The sequence below is a fragment of the Streptomyces sp. NPDC053432 genome, from assembly GCF_055585365.1.
Window position 1 is genome coordinate 113,721 of record NZ_JBVJKF010000005.1, and the last position, 15,095, is coordinate 128,815.

Sequence of the window (15,095 nt, forward strand, 5' to 3'; positions counted from 1 at the left end):
AACTGCTCAGCGGACCTGGTCCACGTCGACGAGGTCGACGCGGATCCCCCGGCCGCCGATGGCGCCCACGACGGTACGCAGCGCACGTGCGGTGCGGCCGTTGCGGCCGATCACCTTCCCGAGGTCGTCGGGGTGGACCCGGACCTCGAGCACCTGCCCGCGGCGCAGGTTGCGCGAGGCGACCTGCACTTCATCGGGGTTGTCCACAATGCCCTTAACGAGGTGCTCAAGAGCCTCCTCGAGCATGATCAGGCCTCGGTCGACTCGGCGGCGGCCTCAGCCTCGTCCGCCTTCTTGTCGGCCTTCTTGGCCTTCTGGGTGATGGCCTCGCCCTTGGCGTCGCCACCCTCGAGGGCCTTGGCGAACTCGTCGAAGGAACGACGCTTGTCTTCCTTCGTCGCCGGCTGGAGCAGCGGCGCGGGGGCGGGGAGGCCCTTGTGGGCCTGCCAGTCACCGGTCAGCTTCAGGATGGCGAGCACAGCCTCGGTGGGCTGGGCACCGACCGAGAGCCAGTACTGCGCACGCTCGGCGTTGACCTCGATGCGCGACGGGTTGTAGGTCGGCTGGTAGATACCGATCTCTTCGATCGCGCGACCGTCCCGACGGGTACGGGCGTCCGCGACGACGATGCGGTAGTGCGGCTGGCGAATCTTGCCGAGGCGCTTGAGCTTGATCTTGACTGCCACTGGAGTGGTGTCTCCTGAACTTGACGTGGTTGGGCACATGAGATGCCACGTGGGGTTGCGGTACTCGGGTGCCCGATGGACGCGTCAGCCGGAGGAGAGAGGGGTCCTGTGCGACTGTCGAGTACAGCTAGCCATTGTGCCATACGCCTGCGGCGCGCTCGGCAGTGAGGGGAGATCCACCTCCCGGGGCCGGCCCGCCCCCGCCCCCGCGCGGGGACGGCCTGCCGCGGGCCCGTCCGGCCCCCGTCCGGGGGCACCTCAGCGACCCGTCGTGCGCCGCGACCCCCTTCGAACGAGGGAGCAGCCCGCCGCGCTGGGGCCGCGGGCCGTCGTGGGGCGCGGCCGCCCCCCGCCGTGCGAGGTGGCAGGACGCCGCGCCGGGTCGCGGGCCGTGGTGCAGGCGCGGACGAAACCGGTGGTGCGGCTTGCCCGTCCGTGTGCCGGCCGCGGGGCGTCAGGAGGCGGCCGAGAGGGCCACCTCGGGGATGCGGAAGGGCTTCATACATCCCCCGCACACGATCGGGGCCTGCGCCAGCACCGAGGGGACCACGCGGACGTTGCGCCCGCAGTCGCAGACCGCCTTGACCCGGACGCCGCCACCGGAGGAGCCGTGGCGGGCCGCCGGTCCGCGGAAGCTGCGCTTCGTGTCGGCCGCGGTGGCGGCCGTGTGCGCCTTGAGGGCGCGCTGCAGCCGCTCCATCGTCGGGCGGTAGCGCTTCTTCGCCTCCGGGTTGAGCGTGACCAGCGAGAAGCCGCTGCTCGCATGCGGCTCGTCGGAGTGGTCCAGCCCCATCTCCTCGGCGATCGCCAGGAATCTGCGGTTGTGGTAGCGGCCGGCGCGGGAGGTGTCACGGACCCCGCGGGCGGCAGCGATGCCGTGGACTGCCTCGTGCAGCAGTCGCTCGAAGGAGAGCTCGGCGCCACAGGCGGACGACGACTCTCCGATCAGGGACTCGGGCGCGGCAAGGTCAGGCAGCTCGGGGTGGTACCGCTGAATGTCGGCCCACGCCTGCGCCAGCTCTGCGGCGAGAACAGGTGGTGTCGTGCTCACGTCGTGACAACGAGCCGAGGGGCCCAGGTGTTCCGATTCCGGGCCATTCCAAATTTTTTGCACGTACCAGTCAGTTCTGCCTCATGCGTCCTGACGAGGACGGGTGCGCCGATGTCAGGAGGAGTCGGTACGTAACGTCGACCAGCAGACATCAGCCCCGGCGTGCGGCACTGGCCGCGCGCCGGGGCTGAGGAGCCGTCAGTACGAGCGCGCGACGATCGCGAGGGTACCGGGGGCGTCGTCGGCCTGCGGCACCGACCCGTCCTCGGCGATCAGGCAGCGCACGGAGACGGCCTGCTCGGCCAGCTTCGCCTCGCCCTCCGGACCGAGGTCGGCCCACGGGATGCGCGCCCAGCCGCCCGCGATGGCGGCCTCGGCGGCCTCGTCGATGGTCGCGACGTCGGACGTACGGGACTCGCGGCGCTCGCGGGACTCGCGCAGCAGCTGCGCCTGGTCCTCGTCCAGCACCTTGGGCAGCAGGTCCAGCAGCTCGGTGATCTGCACCGGCTCCTTGCCGCCCGGGATGCGGCGGGCCAGCATCGCGGTGCCGTTCTCCAGGTCGCGCGGGCCGATCTCGATGCGGACCGGTACGCCCTTGAGCTCCCAGTCGACGGCGCGGCGGCCGAACGGGGTGTCGACGCGGTCGTCGACGTGCACGCGCAGACCGGCGGCCTTGAGCTGGGCGCCCAGCTCGCGGACCTTCGCCACGGCCTCGTCGCCCTTGATCGCCATGACGACGACCTGGACGTGGGCCAGGCGCGGCGGGACGCGCAGGCCGTTGTCGTCGCCGTGGGACATGATCAGGCCGCCGACCATGCGGGTCGAGACGCCCCACGAGGTCTGCCAGACCAGCTCCTGCTGGCCCTCCTTCGACAGGTACTGCGTGTTGAAGGCCTTGGCGAAGTTGGTGCCGAGCTCGTGGCTCGTGCCCATCTGCAGGGCCTTGCCGTCGCCCATCATGCCCTCGAGGGTGAGGGTGTTGATGGCGCCGGCGAAGCGCTCCTTGGCGGTCTTGCGGCCGAGGACCACGTCGATGCCGAGGACGTTCTTCATGAAGTCGCCGTACACGTCCGTGTGGATCCGGGCGGCGTAGTCGCGGGCGTCCTCGTAGGTGGCGTGGGCGGTGTGGCCCTCCTGCCAGAGGAACTCGCTCGTACGGAGGAACACGCGCGGGCGCATCTCCCAGCGGACCACGTTGGCCCACTGGTTGATCAGCAGGGGCAGGTCGCGGTAGCTCTGGACCCACTTGGAGAAGTAGTCGTTGATGATCGTCTCGGAGGTGGGCCGGACGACGACCGGCTCTTCCAGCTCCTTGCCGCCGCCGTGCGTGACGACGGCCAGCTCGGGGGCGAAGCCCTCGACGTGCTCGGCTTCCTTCGTCAGGTACGACTGCGGGATGAACAGCGGGAAGTAGGCGTTCTGGGCGCCCGCTTCCTTGATGCGCGCGTCCATCTCCTGCTGCATCCGCTCCCACAGCCCGTAGCCGTACGGTCGGATGACCATCGTGCCGCGCACCGGGCCGTTGTCGGCCAGCTCGGCCTTGTTGATCAGATCCTGGTACCAGCGGGGGAAATCCTCCGCCTGCGGGGTGAGAACGGGTGCCTTTGCCATGGCGCGAATGGTACGGCGCCTCGTGCTCGATGCGTGAATCGGGTGACCCGCTCCTCTGGACGCGCGGGCGAATGGGGAGTTCTCTGGCAACGGGGGCAAGGGGGCGAGACGGAATCAGGAGCGCTCTTTCGATGACACCGACGCCGACGGCGACGCTCGTCGCCCGGGACTGGGCGGAGATCCAGGAACGGATGCTGGTACCGCTGTACGAAGCGGTCTACGACCGGCTGGAGGTCGGGCCGGGCGACCGGCTGCTGGACCTCGGCTGCGGAGCCGGTCTGCCTCTGCTGCTGGCGGCCGGGCGGGGTGCCTCGGCCACGGGCGTGGAGGCGGATCCGGCGCGGCGGGCGCTGGCCCATGAGCGGCTGCTGGAGGTGCTGGCGGCCCCGCCGTCGCAGCCCGCGGCGGACCGTCCCTACGACGCCCTGCTGGCCTTCTCGCCCACCCGGGCGGCGCTGGCCTCGGCGCTGCCCCTGGTCCGGCGCGGCGGGGCCGTGGTGCTGGTCGGCTGGGGGCCCGCGGAGCGGTGCACGGTGCCCTCGGTCCTCGGCCGCGGGCCGGTGCCGCGGGACCTGGACGCGCTGGTGGAGGGCGCCGGGCTGCGGCCGGACGGCTCGGGGCGGGTGTTCTGCCCGTTCGGGTACGCCGACGTGGACAGCGCGGTGCGGGGGCTGGTGTCGACGGGGCTCTACGACGCGGCCGCGGATCCGGCGCTGGCGGAGAAGGAGCTGGCCGAGGCGCTTCACCCGTTCGAGCGGCCCGACGGCGCCGTGTGGCTGCCGAACATCTTCCGGTACGTGATCGCCCGGGTGGCGTAACGGCCGTACGTCAGTCGGTGGGGTGCGCCTTCGTCAGCCGCGGGATGCCCGCGGCGGCGTAGGCGGCCGGCTCGTCCAGGGTCTCGTTGGCCAGGAGGGCCGCCGCGAGCGCGTCGAGCTTCGGGCGGTGCTCGCGCAGCAGGCGGCAGGCCTCCACGTAGCACTCGTCGACGATCCGGCGCATCTCCTGGTCCACGGCGTCGAGGGTGGCGGGGGCCGCGGTCAGGCCGTACGGGCTCTGCCCGTCGGAGGGGATCGCGGTGAGCCGGCCGATGCGCTCGCTCATGCCCCAGCGGCCGACCATGCCGCGCACGATGTTGGTGACCTGCTCCAGGTCGTTCTCCGCGCCCGTGGTGATGACGTCGTAGACGGTGTGCTCTGCGGCCATGCCGCCCAGCGCCCCGATGATGCGGCCGCGCAGGTACTCCTCCGTGTACGCGTACCGGTCGGCGTCGGGGACCGAGAGGGTGACGCCGAGCGCCCTGCCGCGGGGGACGATGGTGATCTTGCGGACGGGGTCGGCGCCCGGCTGGAGCATCCCGAGGAGGGCGTGTCCGCTCTCGTGGTACGCCGTCCGGCGGCGCTCCTCCTCCGGCATGACCAGCGGCCGCTCGGCGCCCAGCTGGACCTTCTCCAGGGCGTCGGACAGGTCGGACTGCGTGACCTGCCGCTGCTGGCGTTTGACGGCGAGCAGCGCGGCCTCGTTGGCCAGGTTGGCCAGCTCCGCGCCGGTCATTCCGGGGGTGGTGGTGGCGACCTGGGCCAGGTCGACCCCGTCGGCGAGCGGGATGTCGCGGGTGTGGATGCGCAGGATGGCCTCGCGGCCGGCCCGGTCCGGCGGGGAGACGACCACGGTGCGGTCGAAGCGGCCGGGGCGGGTCAGCGCCGGGTCCAGGACGTCCGCGCGGTTGGTGGCGGCGAGCACGACGACGCCCTCGGAGCCCGAGAAGCCGTCCATCTCGGTGAGGATCTGGTTCAGGGTCTGCTCGCGTTCGTCGTGGCCGCCCAGGCCCGCTCCCCCGCCGCGGACCCGCCCGATGGTGTCGATCTCGTCGATGAAGATGATCGCGGGGGCCACCTTGCGCGCCTCGGTGAACAGTTCCCGCACCCGGGAGGCGCCGACGCCGACGATCATCTCGATGAACTCGGAGGCGGAGGCGGAGAAGAACGGCACCCCGGCCTCGCCCGCGACCGCCCGGGCGAGCAGGGTCTTGCCCGTACCGGGCGGACCCGCCAGCAGGACGCCGCCGGGCATCCGGGCGCCCATGCTGCGGTAGGCCTGCGGGTGCTTGAGGAAGTCGACGACGTCGTGCAGCTCTCCCTGGACCTCGTCGATTCCGGCCACGTCCTCGAAGGTGGTGCGCGGGGCGCCCTCCTGCAGTTCCACCGGCTTGGGCGGGGCCTTGCGGCCCAGTCCGCCCACGCCGCCCATCCCGGCGCCCATGCGCCGGGCGACGAACACCCACAGGAGGACCAGCAGCAGCATCGGGGCGAGGGAGAGCAGCAGGTTGACGAGGAAGCTGCGCTGTTCGACGACCGGGCGGGCCGTCACGTTGACGTTCTGCTTGGTGAGGTTCGCCCACAGGTCGTCGTCGGCGAAGGCCGGGCGCTGGGTGACGAACTTGGTGTAATCGCCCTTGTCGCCGTCGGGCAGGGGCTGCTCGGCCTTCAGCTGGCCCTGGATGGCGTCGCCCTTGGAGTAGATCTTCGAGACGTTGCCGCTCGCGACCTGCTTGCTGAACTCGGTGTACGAGATGGTCGGCTCGTCGCCCTCGTTGAAGAAGGACAGCACCAGGTTGGCGATCAGGTACACGATCAGGGCGACGAGGATGAGGCCGCGCCAGCCGCCCGGAAGCTTCTTCTTGGGGGGAGGCGTGGGCGGTGCGCCCTCCGAGCGCCAGGGCGTATCGGCCCGGTCTCGGGGCGGTACGGGGGATGGGCTGGGCACGGGACCCTCCTTCTGCCGTCCCCCCGGCCGACGATAAGGGATAAACCGGACCGTCGCCCCGGCAGGAACGCACGGGGCCCCGGCCGTGCGCACACGGCCGGGGCCCACCTCACGACGTACGTGAGAGCTGCTCGCGCGGTACTACTTCATGAACTTCTTGAACTCGTCCGGGAGGTCGAAGTCCTGACCGCCCTGGCCGCCGGCGGGAAGGCCGAACGGGCTGGACCCGGCCGCGGGCTCGATGGCCTGCGCGCCCTGCTCGCGGCGGGCCGCCGCGGCGGCCTCCTCCTCCCGGCGCTTCATCGGGTTGCCGCTCTTGCGCTTGCCCTTGGCCTGCTTGGCCTGCTTCTTCTGCCGGCCGGGGCCGCCGCCCATCCCCGGGATGCCGGGCATGCCCGGGATGCCGCCGCCCTGGGCCATGCGGGACATCATCTTGCGGGCGTCGAAGAACCGCTCGACCAGCGACTTGACGGCGCTGACCTCGGTGCCGGAGCCCTTGGCGATACGGGCGCGGCGCGAGCCGTTGATGATCGTCGGGTCCTGGCGCTCGGCCGGGGTCATCGACTTGATGATCGCGGCGGTGCGGTCCACGTCGCGCTCGTCGATGTTGTTGATCTGGTCCTTGATCTGCCCCATGCCGGGCAGCATGCCGAGCAGCTTGGAGATGGAGCCCATCTTGCGGACCTGCTCCATCTGGGCCAGGAAGTCGTCGAGCGTGAACTCCTTGGGGCCCTTGGCGAGCTTGGCCGCCATCTTCTCGGCCTCGGCCTGCGAGAAGGTCTTCTCGGCCTGCTCGATGAGGGTGAGCATGTCACCCATGTCGAGGATCCGGCCCGCCATGCGGTCCGGGTGGAAGGCGTCGAAGTCGTCGAGCTTCTCGCCGTTCGAGGCGAACATGATCTGCTTGCCGGTGACGTGCGCGATGGAGAGCGCGGCACCACCGCGGGCGTCGCCGTCGAGCTTGGAGAGCACCACGCCGTCGAAGCCGACGCCGTCGCGGAAGGCCTCGGCTGTGTTGACCGCGTCCTGACCGATCATGGCGTCGACGACGAAGAGGATCTCGTCGGGGCTGACGGCGTCGCGGATGTCCGCGGCCTGCTGCATCAGCTCCTGGTCGATGCCGAGGCGGCCGGCGGTGTCGACGATCACGATGTCGAACTGCTTGGTGCGCGCGTACTCGACGGAGTCCTTGGCCACCTGGACCGGGTCGCCGACGCCGTTGCCGGGCTGGGGACCGTAGAACGCCACACCGGCGCGGTCTGCGACGACCGACAGCTGGTTGACGGCGTTGGGGCGCTGGAGGTCGCACGCGACGAGGAGCGGGGTGTGGCCCTGCCCCTTCAGCCAGAGGCCGAGCTTTCCGGCGAGGGTGGTCTTACCGGCACCCTGGAGACCGGCCAGCATGATCACGGTGGGCGCGGTCTTGGCGAAGCGGAGCCGCCGGGTCTCGCCGCCGAGGATCGTGACGAGCTCGTCGTTGACGATCTTCAGGACCTGCTGACCGGGGTTCAGCGCCTTGCTGACCTCTTCGCCGCGGGCGCGTTCCTTGACGTTCGCGATGAAGGAGCGGACGACCGGGAGGGCGACGTCGGCCTCGAGGAGGGCGATACGGATTTCCCGGGCCGCGGAGTCGATGTCAGCCTCGGACAGCCGGCCTTTGCCGCGCAGGCCCTTGAAGGTATTCGCCAAGCGGTCGGAGAGCGTATCGAACACGGTGGTCGCGATTCCTCGGGTCGGGGGCGGTGTGGTTGTCCCCCAGGGTATCGGGCCGCGCGACGTGGTGACCCCGGCGGTGTGCACCGGGGCTCCGCCGGGGCCGGACCGGCGCGGCTCAGGAATCCGGGGCTCCGCCCCGCACCCCGCCCCTCAAACGCCGGAGGGGCTGGATTCACCAGCCCGCCCGGCGTTCGAGGGCACGGCGCGCGCCCTACGCCAGAGCCGACTCCACCAGCCCGGCCAGTGCGGTCGCGTCCGCCGCATCCAGGGGTTTGCCCTCGGACGTGGTGACGTACAGGGTGTCCACCGCGTTCGCGCCCAGCGTCGAGACGTGCGCGCTGCGGACCCGGACCCCCCGGGACTCCAGCGCCCGGCCGATGCGGTGCAGCAGGCCGACGGCGTCCGGGGCGCGGACCTCCAGGACGGTGGCCAGCGCGGAGACGTCCGCGACGACGGTGACCCGGGGCGGCGGCGGCACCACCCCGCGCCGCCGCGGGTACGCCGCCTCGCGGTCGGCCAGCTTCGCCGGGACGTCCAGCGAGCCGTCCAGCGCGCGGACCAGGTCGGTCCGCAGCCGGGCCGCCTGCGGCAGCGCGCCGTACTCCGCCGCCACCCGCCACCGCAGCACCAGGACCTCGCCGAGCCCGTCCGAGAGCTCCGTGGAGCGCAGGTCCGCCGCCCGCACCGTGAGCCGGTGCAGGGCCAGTACCCCGGCCACCGCCGGGAGGACCCCCGACTGGTCGGGGACGGCCACGACCAGCTCCACTCCGACCGCGTCCTCCTCGTGGCGGGCGTGCAGCGTCAGTACCGGTTCCCCCGTGCGCAGGGCCTCCACCGCGAGGCGTTCCTGTTCCGCGGTCGGGATCTCCGGCTCCCGCGCCGCCGGGGCGGTGCCGCGCAGGACGGCGGCGGCCCGTGCGACGAGGTCGGCCACCAGCGAGCCGCGCCAGGCGCTCCACGCGGCCGGGCCGGTGGCGAGGGCGTCGGCCTCCGTGAGGGCGTGCAGTATCTCCAGCGTGCCCACCGACCCGACGGCCTCGGCGACCGCGCGGACGGTCGCGGGGTCGTCCAGGTCCCGCCGGGTCGCGGTGTCGATCAGCAGCAGGTGGTGGCGTACGAGCGTGCCCAGGACGGCGGTGTCCCGTTCGTCGAAGCCGACCCGGGCGGCGACGTCGCGGGCGATGGTCTCACCGGCCACCGAGTGGTCCCCGGGCCAGCCCTTGCCGATGTCGTGCAGGAGGGCGGCCATGAGGAGCAGGTCGGGGCGGCCGACCCGGCGGGTGAGGGCCGAGGCGCGCACCGCCGTCTCGATGAGGTGCCGGTCGACCGTCCAGGTGTGCACGGGGTTGCGCTGCGGGCGGCAGCGCACCCGTTCCCAGTCGGGCAGCAGCCGGCCGATCAGGCCCTCCGCTTCCAGGGCCTCCCAGACGGCCACGGTCGGCTCCCCCGCGCCCAGCAGCGTCACCAGCTGTTCGCGGGCCTCGGCCGGCCACGGCACGGGGAGCGGTTTCGCCTGCGCGGCGAGCCTCCGTACGGCGTGCGGCGAGACGGGCAGGCCCGCCTGCGCGGCGGCCGCGGCGAAGCGGAGCGGCAGCACCGGATCGCGGTCGGGGCGCGCGGCGAGGGCCAGTACGGCCTCGCCGTCGGACTCCACGACCCCGTCGGCCAGCGGTGCCCGCGCGGCCGCCGGGGTGCCCCGGGTGCCGAGCAGCCCGCGCAGCCGGGGGCGGGCGGAGCGGGCCCGCAGCACCCGGCCGACCTCGCGCCAGGTCACGTCGCCCGCGTACGAGACCACGCGCGCGGCCTCGTACACCTCACGGAGCAGCGCGTCGGCGTCGAGGAGCCCGAGCTGGGCCGCGACCTGGTCCTGCTCCTGGAGGGAGAGCCGGTCGGTGGCGCGGCCCGTGACGAGGTGGAGGGCGTCCCGGGCGTCGAGGAGCCTGCGGCGGGCCTGGGCGAGGCCTTCGCGCGGGGCGTCGGCCAGCCAGGAGGCGGCGACCGCCCGGAGGGCGGTGATGTCGCGCAGGCCGCCGCGGGCTTCCTTGAGGTCGGGTTCGAGCAGGAAGCGCAGCTCGCCGGAGCGTTCGGCGCGGTCGCGGCACAGGGCGTGCAGCTGCGGGAGCCGCTTGGCGGCCTGGTTGCGCCAGTCGGCCAGGACGGAGGTGCGCAGTCCGGCGAGGAGCCCGGCGTCGCCCGCGACGGAGCGTGCGTCGAGCAGTCCGAGGTGCACCTTGAGGTCCTCGGCGGCGGTCCTGCGGGCCTCGGCGGGGGTCCGTACGGAGTGGTCGAGGGCGAGGCCGAGGTCCCACACGGGGTACCAGAGCCGGTCGGCGAGCGCGCCCAGCGCCCGCGGTTCGGCCTTGCCGTCGTGCAGCAGCACCAGGTCGAGGTCGCTGCGGGGGGAGAGTTCGGCCCTGCCGTAGCCGCCGACGGCCACGAGGGCGGCGCCGCGGACGCCCGTCTCGCGTGCGGCGGTCGTGAACAGGGTGGTCAGCCAGTCGTCGGTAAGCCCGGCCAGCGCGGAACGCCGCGAGGGCCCGGACCGCGACTCCTCCTGGAGGAGTCGCAGCCGGGCCGCGGCGTAGCCGCCGGCTCCCGGGTCGGCCGTGTGGTCCGTGGGTTCTTCGACACTCGTCACCCGGGAGCTCCCGTCGCCTAGAGCGCGTCAGCGCCGCGCTCGCCGGTGCGGACCCGTACGACCGAGTCCACGGGGACGCTCCACACCTTGCCGTCGCCGATCTTGCCGGTGGCGGCCGCGCTCACGATGACGCGGATCAGTTCCTCGGCGTCGGAGTCGTCGACCAGCACCTCGATGCGGATCTTGGGGACGAGGTCGACCTGGTACTCGGCACCGCGGTAGACCTCGGTGTGACCGCGCTGGCGGCCGTAGCCGCTGGCCTCGGTGACGGTCAGGCCCTGGACTCCGAAGGTCTGGAGGGCTTCCTTGATCTCGTCCAGCTTGTGCGGCTTGACGATCGCGGTGATCAGCTTCATGCGTCAACCTTCTTGCTCGCGGCGGAGTGGCTCGGGGCGGCGGTGTTGCGCGAGGCCGCGCCGCCGCCGGCTCCGCTGAAGTCGTAGGCGGTCTCGGCGTGTTCGATCTGGTCGATGCCGGTGACCTCGTCGTCCTCGGTGACCCGCATTCCGATGGTCTTGTCGAGGAGGAAGGCGAGCAGCGCGGACGCCACCAGAGAGTAGGCGAGGACGGAGAAGACTCCGATGGCCTGCTTGCCGAGCTGTTCGAGGCCGCCGCCGTAGAAGAGGCCGGCCGCGTCGGACTGGACCCCGCCGGTGGCGAAGAAGCCCACGAGGAGCGAGCCGACGACACCGCCGACGAGGTGGACGCCGACCACGTCGAGGGAGTCGTCGTAGCCGAACTTGTACTTGAGGCCGACGGCCATGGCGCAGAGCAGACCGGCGATGGCGCCGATGGCGATCGCGCCGAGCGGGGAGCAGGAGCCGCCGGAGGGGGTGATGGCGACGAGGCCGGCGACCGCGCCGGAGGCGGCGCCGAGGGTGGTGAAGGAGCCGTGGCGCAGCTTCTCGTAACCGAGCCAGGCGAGCATGGCGGCGGCGGTGGCGACCTGGGTGTTGACGAACATGACCGCGCCCACGCCGTCGTCGTTGCCGAGCCAGGATCCGGCGTTGAAGCCGAACCAGCCGAACCACAGGAGACCGGCTCCGAGCATCACGAGCGGGAGGCTGTGGGGGCGCATCGGGTCCTTCTTGAAGCCGACGCGCTTGCCGATGACGAGGATCACGCCGAGGGCGGCGGCACCCGCGTTGATGTGGACGGCGGTGCCGCCCGCGAAGTCGATGACACCGAGCTCGAAGAGCCAGCCGCCGGCGCCCCACACCCAGTGGGCGACGGGGAAGTACACGACGGTGACCCACAGGGCGCTGAACAGGACCCAGGCGCTGAACTTCACCCGATCGGCGAGGGCGCCGCTGATCAGGGCGGGGGTGATCACGGCGAACATCAGCTGGAAGACGGCGAAGACGTACACCGGGATGGTGTAGCCGTCCCACAGCTCGGTGATCCCGATGCCGCTGAGGCCCACGTAGTCGGAGTTCCAGCCGATGAGGGAGCCGGAGTCGGTGCCGAAGGCGAGGCTGAAGCCGTAGAGCACCCAGAGGATCGTGACGATCCCGAGGCTGATGAAGCTCATCATCAGCATGTTGAGGCTGCTCTTGACGCGGACCATGCCTCCGTAGAAGAAGGCGAGTCCCGGGGTCATCAGCATGACCAGGGCGGAGCAGATGAGCATGAACCCGGTGTTCGCGGCAGACAGCGTCGGGGCGTCTGCCGCGAGGGTCGTGATGGCTGATGCCATCGGCGTCTCCTCGTCGTCGGTACGTTCGCGTGCGGGCGATCGTGAAAACCTGAGCGGCGGCGTTGGGAACTGGCCGGTTATTGGCCATGAGATTCGCGCAGGCCGGTTTCCGGCGGCGCCGCCCGATGTTTCGCGCCCGTGACGAAGACGTCCGTGCTGTTACGCGGCGATGAACACCGCGACCGTCGATCGAGCCACCACGACGGCGGGCAACCACCTCCGCCAGAGCGGCGGCGGTTCAGCCGCCAAGAACAGCCGGCCGCGGCAGTACCCGGACGTCCTGGCTGGGGGAGCCTGATCGGGCTTCACGGGGTGACTGCCGCGGCCGGGGCCTGGGGGCGGCCGCTCGGGCCGTCAGACGGCCTCCGCGGCTTCGGGGAGGCGCGAGGCGAGGTGGTCGGTGAGCCGGACGATCTCGGCGACGTCCCCGTACTCACGGGCTGCGGTGTCGACGGTCTTGCGCAGCCGGGTGTTCACCCGTTCGGACCGCACCTTTCCGGCCACGTCCAGGGCCCGGTCCACGAGGAGCGCGGCCTGCTCGGGCTCGCGCTGGAGCAGGTGGACGGTGGCCATGCCGATGAGGTTGAGGGCGTAGGAGCGCTGGTGCTCCTGGTCCTTCTCGAAGAGTTCGACGGCCCGTTCCATGACGGGCTCGGCGAGGGAGGCGTACATGGGGCTGCGCCCTGCGACGTAGGCCAGGTCCCGGTACGAGTGGGAGTTCTCGCCGTTGAGCTCGGCCTCGGAGAAGAAGCGGATCCAGTCGGGTTCCGGCTCGCCGCCCGCGAAGCCGACGTCGCCGAAGGTGTCCTCGGCCATCCGCACCGCCCGCTTGCAGCGGCTGGGCTGGCCCATGTTCGCGTAGGCGCGGGCCTCCATCGCATACAGCATGGCCTGGGTGCGCGGGCCGGCGCAGTCGCGGCTGCCGTACTGCGCGAGGTGGATGAGTTCCAGGGCGTCCTCGGGGCGGCCCAGGTGGATCATCTGACGGCTCATGTTGGAGAGGATGTACGAGCCCAGCGGCTTGTCCCCGGCCTCCTTGGCGGCGTGCAGCGCGAGGACGAAGTACTTCTGGGCGGTCGGGTGCAGGCCGATGTCGTAGCTCATCCAGCCGGCCAGTTCGGCCAGTTCCGCGGCGACCTTGAAGAGCCGCTTCATGACGGGCGCCGGGTGGTTCTCCTGGAGCAGGTCGGTGACCTCGTGGAGCTGGCCGACGACGGCCTTGCGGCGCAGTCCGCCCCCGCACTGGGCGTCCCACTGGCGGAACATGACGGTGGTCGCGTCGAGCAGGTCGAGCTCCGGTCCGGAGAGGCGGGGCAGCCGGTGGCCGCCCGGTGCGTGCGCCGGCCCCGTGTCCCGCGATCCCGGGTCGGCGGCCGGGACCGGTACGAGCCAGCGCTGCATGGGCTCGATCAGGGCGGGCCCGGCGGAGAGGGCGAGCGAGGTCCCGAGGAAGCCGCGGCGGGCCAGCATCAGGTCGCTGCGGGAGAACTCGCCGAGCAGTTCGACGGTCTGCGGGCCGGCCCAGGGCAGGTCGACCCCGGAGACGGAGGGGGTCTGGTGGGCGGTGCGCAGGCCGAGCTGCTCGATGGCGACGACGGAGCCGAAGCGCTCGGAGAACAGCTCGGAGAGGATCCGCGGGACGGGCTCGCGGGGCTGCTCGCCGTCGAGCCAGCGGCGCACCCGGGAGGTGTCGGTGCTGATGTGGTGGGCGCCCATCTGGCGGGCCCGGCGGTTCACCTGGCGGGCGAGCTCGCCCTTGGACCAACCGCTGCGGACGAACCACGACGTCAGCTGTTCGTTGCGCGCAGCAGCGTCGTCCGTCGTTCCGCTTGCGCTGTTGCCGCTCACTGGAACGCCCCCATCCGCGTCGCATCTTCCACACGAAACCCTGGCCGTGACGCCGGGCGTCACCATGGACCTTCACAGGTCCTCCACACATTGCCTCCGGCATACCCACGGATGAGCATGCTTTCGGGGTTCGTGCACTGAAAGTAATCCTACGATCACCCCTCCGGCGAGGGCGATTCCAGAAACGCCACCATTCGCCACCCCTTCGAATGAACTCGCCACCGGCCAGGCACGATTCACTTGACACCGAGGTGAGAACGGTCCGGTTGGACTGGAGTGCGCTCGGGGCGCGCGCGGCGAGGAGTGCGCCGGGCGACGGCGGCCGCACCCCGCGGCAGCAGGTCCCACCGGCCTCGTAACCACCAGCGCGTCCGACCCGTTGGAGGGGGCATGGGCATGGGCTTCACGATCGGCGGCAGCCGCGGCACCAAGGAATTCCGTTCGGGCGCCCGGCGCCGCGGCCGGACCTCGGAGTGCACGGCGGTGGCGGAGTACACCGGACTGTGGGGCTGGGACGTGGTTCCCGGCGCGCGGGCCGCGGCACCCGCCCGCGACTGCTCCTGCGGGGACGCGCGGTGCGCGGCGCCCGGCGCGCACCCCCTGCCCTTCGCCCCCACGGTCAAGGCCGGGGCCACCCTGGACGAGGTCACCGAGGCCTGGAGCGAGTACCCGGGCGCGGCGGTACTGCTCCCGGTGGGCCGCTCCTTCGACGTGATCGAGGTCTCCGGGGAGGCGGGGCGGCGCGCGCTGGTGCGGCTGGAGCGGATGGGCCTGCCGCTCGGCCCGGTGGTCTCGACCCCGGACGGCAGGGCCCAGTTCTTCGTGGCGCCGGGCGCGGCGGCCGAGCTGCCGCAGCTGCTGTACCGGATGGGCTGGGACGACGCGGACCTGGACCTGAGAGCCCTGGGCGAGGGGACCTTCGTGACGGTCCCGCCCTCGGACCGGGCCGGACTCGGCCAGGTCCACTGGCTGCGGCCGCCGGCCCTGGACAACGCCGGCGGCCCGCCCCAGGCCCGCCTCCTCCTGGGCACCCTGGCGTACATCTGCCACCGCTTCCGCGGCTAGCCCGGACCCGCTCACGGC

Annotated in this window: 12 protein-coding genes; 2 read left to right on the plus strand and 10 right to left on the minus strand. The window is 72.2% G+C overall.

All coding sequences use genetic code 11. The features are described 5' to 3' along the window. Positions 1-6: 6 nt before the first annotated feature. The 4 genes from ACZ6Y1_RS10905 to proS form a co-directional block, all read right to left on the minus strand. Complete coding sequence (locus ACZ6Y1_RS10905; protein ID WP_030011889.1) at positions 7-246, minus strand: RNA-binding protein; 240 nt, start codon at positions 244-246, stop codon at positions 7-9. 2 nt (positions 247-248) lie between these two features. Beyond that, on the minus strand, positions 249-686 hold the full coding sequence (gene rpsP / locus ACZ6Y1_RS10910; protein WP_403881606.1) for a 30S ribosomal protein S16: 438 nt from the start codon (positions 684-686) through the stop codon (positions 249-251). 454 nt (positions 687-1,140) lie between these two features. Further along, a complete protein-coding gene (locus tag ACZ6Y1_RS10915; protein ID WP_469625941.1) occupies positions 1,141-1,737 on the minus strand; it encodes a hypothetical protein in 597 nt (198 codons plus the stop codon). Positions 1,738-1,935: 198 nt separating this feature from the next. After that, on the minus strand, positions 1,936-3,348 hold the full coding sequence (gene proS / locus ACZ6Y1_RS10920; protein WP_469625942.1) for a proline--tRNA ligase: 1,413 nt from the start codon (positions 3,346-3,348) through the stop codon (positions 1,936-1,938). Positions 3,349-3,479: 131 nt separating this feature from the next. On the opposite strand from proS, the gene ACZ6Y1_RS10925 reads away from it, so the two are divergent. Then, positions 3,480-4,166 (plus strand): methyltransferase type 11, encoded by a 687-nt coding sequence (locus ACZ6Y1_RS10925; RefSeq protein ID WP_469625944.1) that lies wholly within the window; start codon positions 3,480-3,482, stop codon positions 4,164-4,166. A 10-nt stretch (positions 4,167-4,176) separates the two neighbouring features. Here the strand turns inward: ACZ6Y1_RS10925 and ftsH are convergent, their stop codons facing one another. The 6 genes from ftsH to nsdA all read right to left on the minus strand — a co-directional run bounded on the left by ftsH (position 4,177) and on the right by nsdA (position 14,012). Then, positions 4,177-6,114 carry an ATP-dependent zinc metalloprotease FtsH gene (gene ftsH / locus ACZ6Y1_RS10930; RefSeq protein ID WP_469625948.1) on the minus strand — a complete coding sequence of 646 codons (1,938 nt, stop codon included), beginning with the start codon at positions 6,112-6,114 and terminating at the stop codon, positions 4,177-4,179. A gap of 141 nt (positions 6,115-6,255) precedes the next feature. Continuing rightward, entirely contained in the window at positions 6,256-7,827 is a 1,572-nt protein-coding gene (gene ffh, locus ACZ6Y1_RS10935; RefSeq protein WP_469625950.1) for a signal recognition particle protein, read from the minus strand. Positions 7,828-8,041: 214 nt separating this feature from the next. Beyond that, entirely contained in the window at positions 8,042-10,468 is a 2,427-nt protein-coding gene (locus tag ACZ6Y1_RS10940; RefSeq protein ID WP_469625952.1) for a [protein-PII] uridylyltransferase, read from the minus strand. A gap of 17 nt (positions 10,469-10,485) precedes the next feature. After that, complete coding sequence (locus tag ACZ6Y1_RS10945; RefSeq protein ID WP_030708521.1) at positions 10,486-10,824, minus strand: P-II family nitrogen regulator; 339 nt, start codon at positions 10,822-10,824, stop codon at positions 10,486-10,488. Continuing rightward, entirely contained in the window at positions 10,821-12,164 is a 1,344-nt protein-coding gene (locus tag ACZ6Y1_RS10950) for an ammonium transporter (RefSeq protein WP_469625954.1), read from the minus strand. The genes ACZ6Y1_RS10945 and ACZ6Y1_RS10950 overlap by 4 nt, the downstream gene beginning before the upstream one ends. A 354-nt stretch (positions 12,165-12,518) precedes the next feature. Then, positions 12,519-14,012 (minus strand): transcriptional repressor NsdA, encoded by a 1,494-nt coding sequence (gene nsdA / locus ACZ6Y1_RS10955; RefSeq protein WP_469625956.1) that lies wholly within the window; start codon positions 14,010-14,012, stop codon positions 12,519-12,521. Between the two features lie 396 nt (positions 14,013-14,408). Between nsdA and ACZ6Y1_RS10960 the strand changes: the two genes are divergently transcribed. Then, positions 14,409-15,077, plus strand: a complete 669-nt coding sequence (locus tag ACZ6Y1_RS10960) for a bifunctional DNA primase/polymerase (protein ID WP_469625958.1) — start codon at positions 14,409-14,411, stop codon at positions 15,075-15,077. Positions 15,078-15,095 lie beyond the last annotated feature (18 nt).

Bases quoted from the DNA above. Each gene is read 5' to 3' on its own strand.
- ACZ6Y1_RS10905 (WP_030011889.1), bottom strand. From the start codon at position 246: ATGCTCGAGGAGGCTCTTGAGCACCTCGTTAAGGGCATTGTGGACAAC.
- proS (WP_469625942.1), bottom strand. From the start codon at position 3,348: ATGGCAAAGGCACCCGTTCTCACCCCGCAGGCGGAGGATTTCCCCCGC.
- ACZ6Y1_RS10925 (WP_469625944.1), top strand. From the start codon at position 3,480: ATGACACCGACGCCGACGGCGACGCTCGTCGCCCGGGACTGGGCGGAG.
- ACZ6Y1_RS10945 (WP_030708521.1), bottom strand. From the start codon at position 10,824: ATGAAGCTGATCACCGCGATCGTCAAGCCGCACAAGCTGGACGAGATC.
- ACZ6Y1_RS10950 (WP_469625954.1), bottom strand. From the start codon at position 12,164: ATGGCATCAGCCATCACGACCCTCGCGGCAGACGCCCCGACGCTGTCT.
- ACZ6Y1_RS10960 (WP_469625958.1), top strand. From the start codon at position 14,409: ATGGGCTTCACGATCGGCGGCAGCCGCGGCACCAAGGAATTCCGTTCG.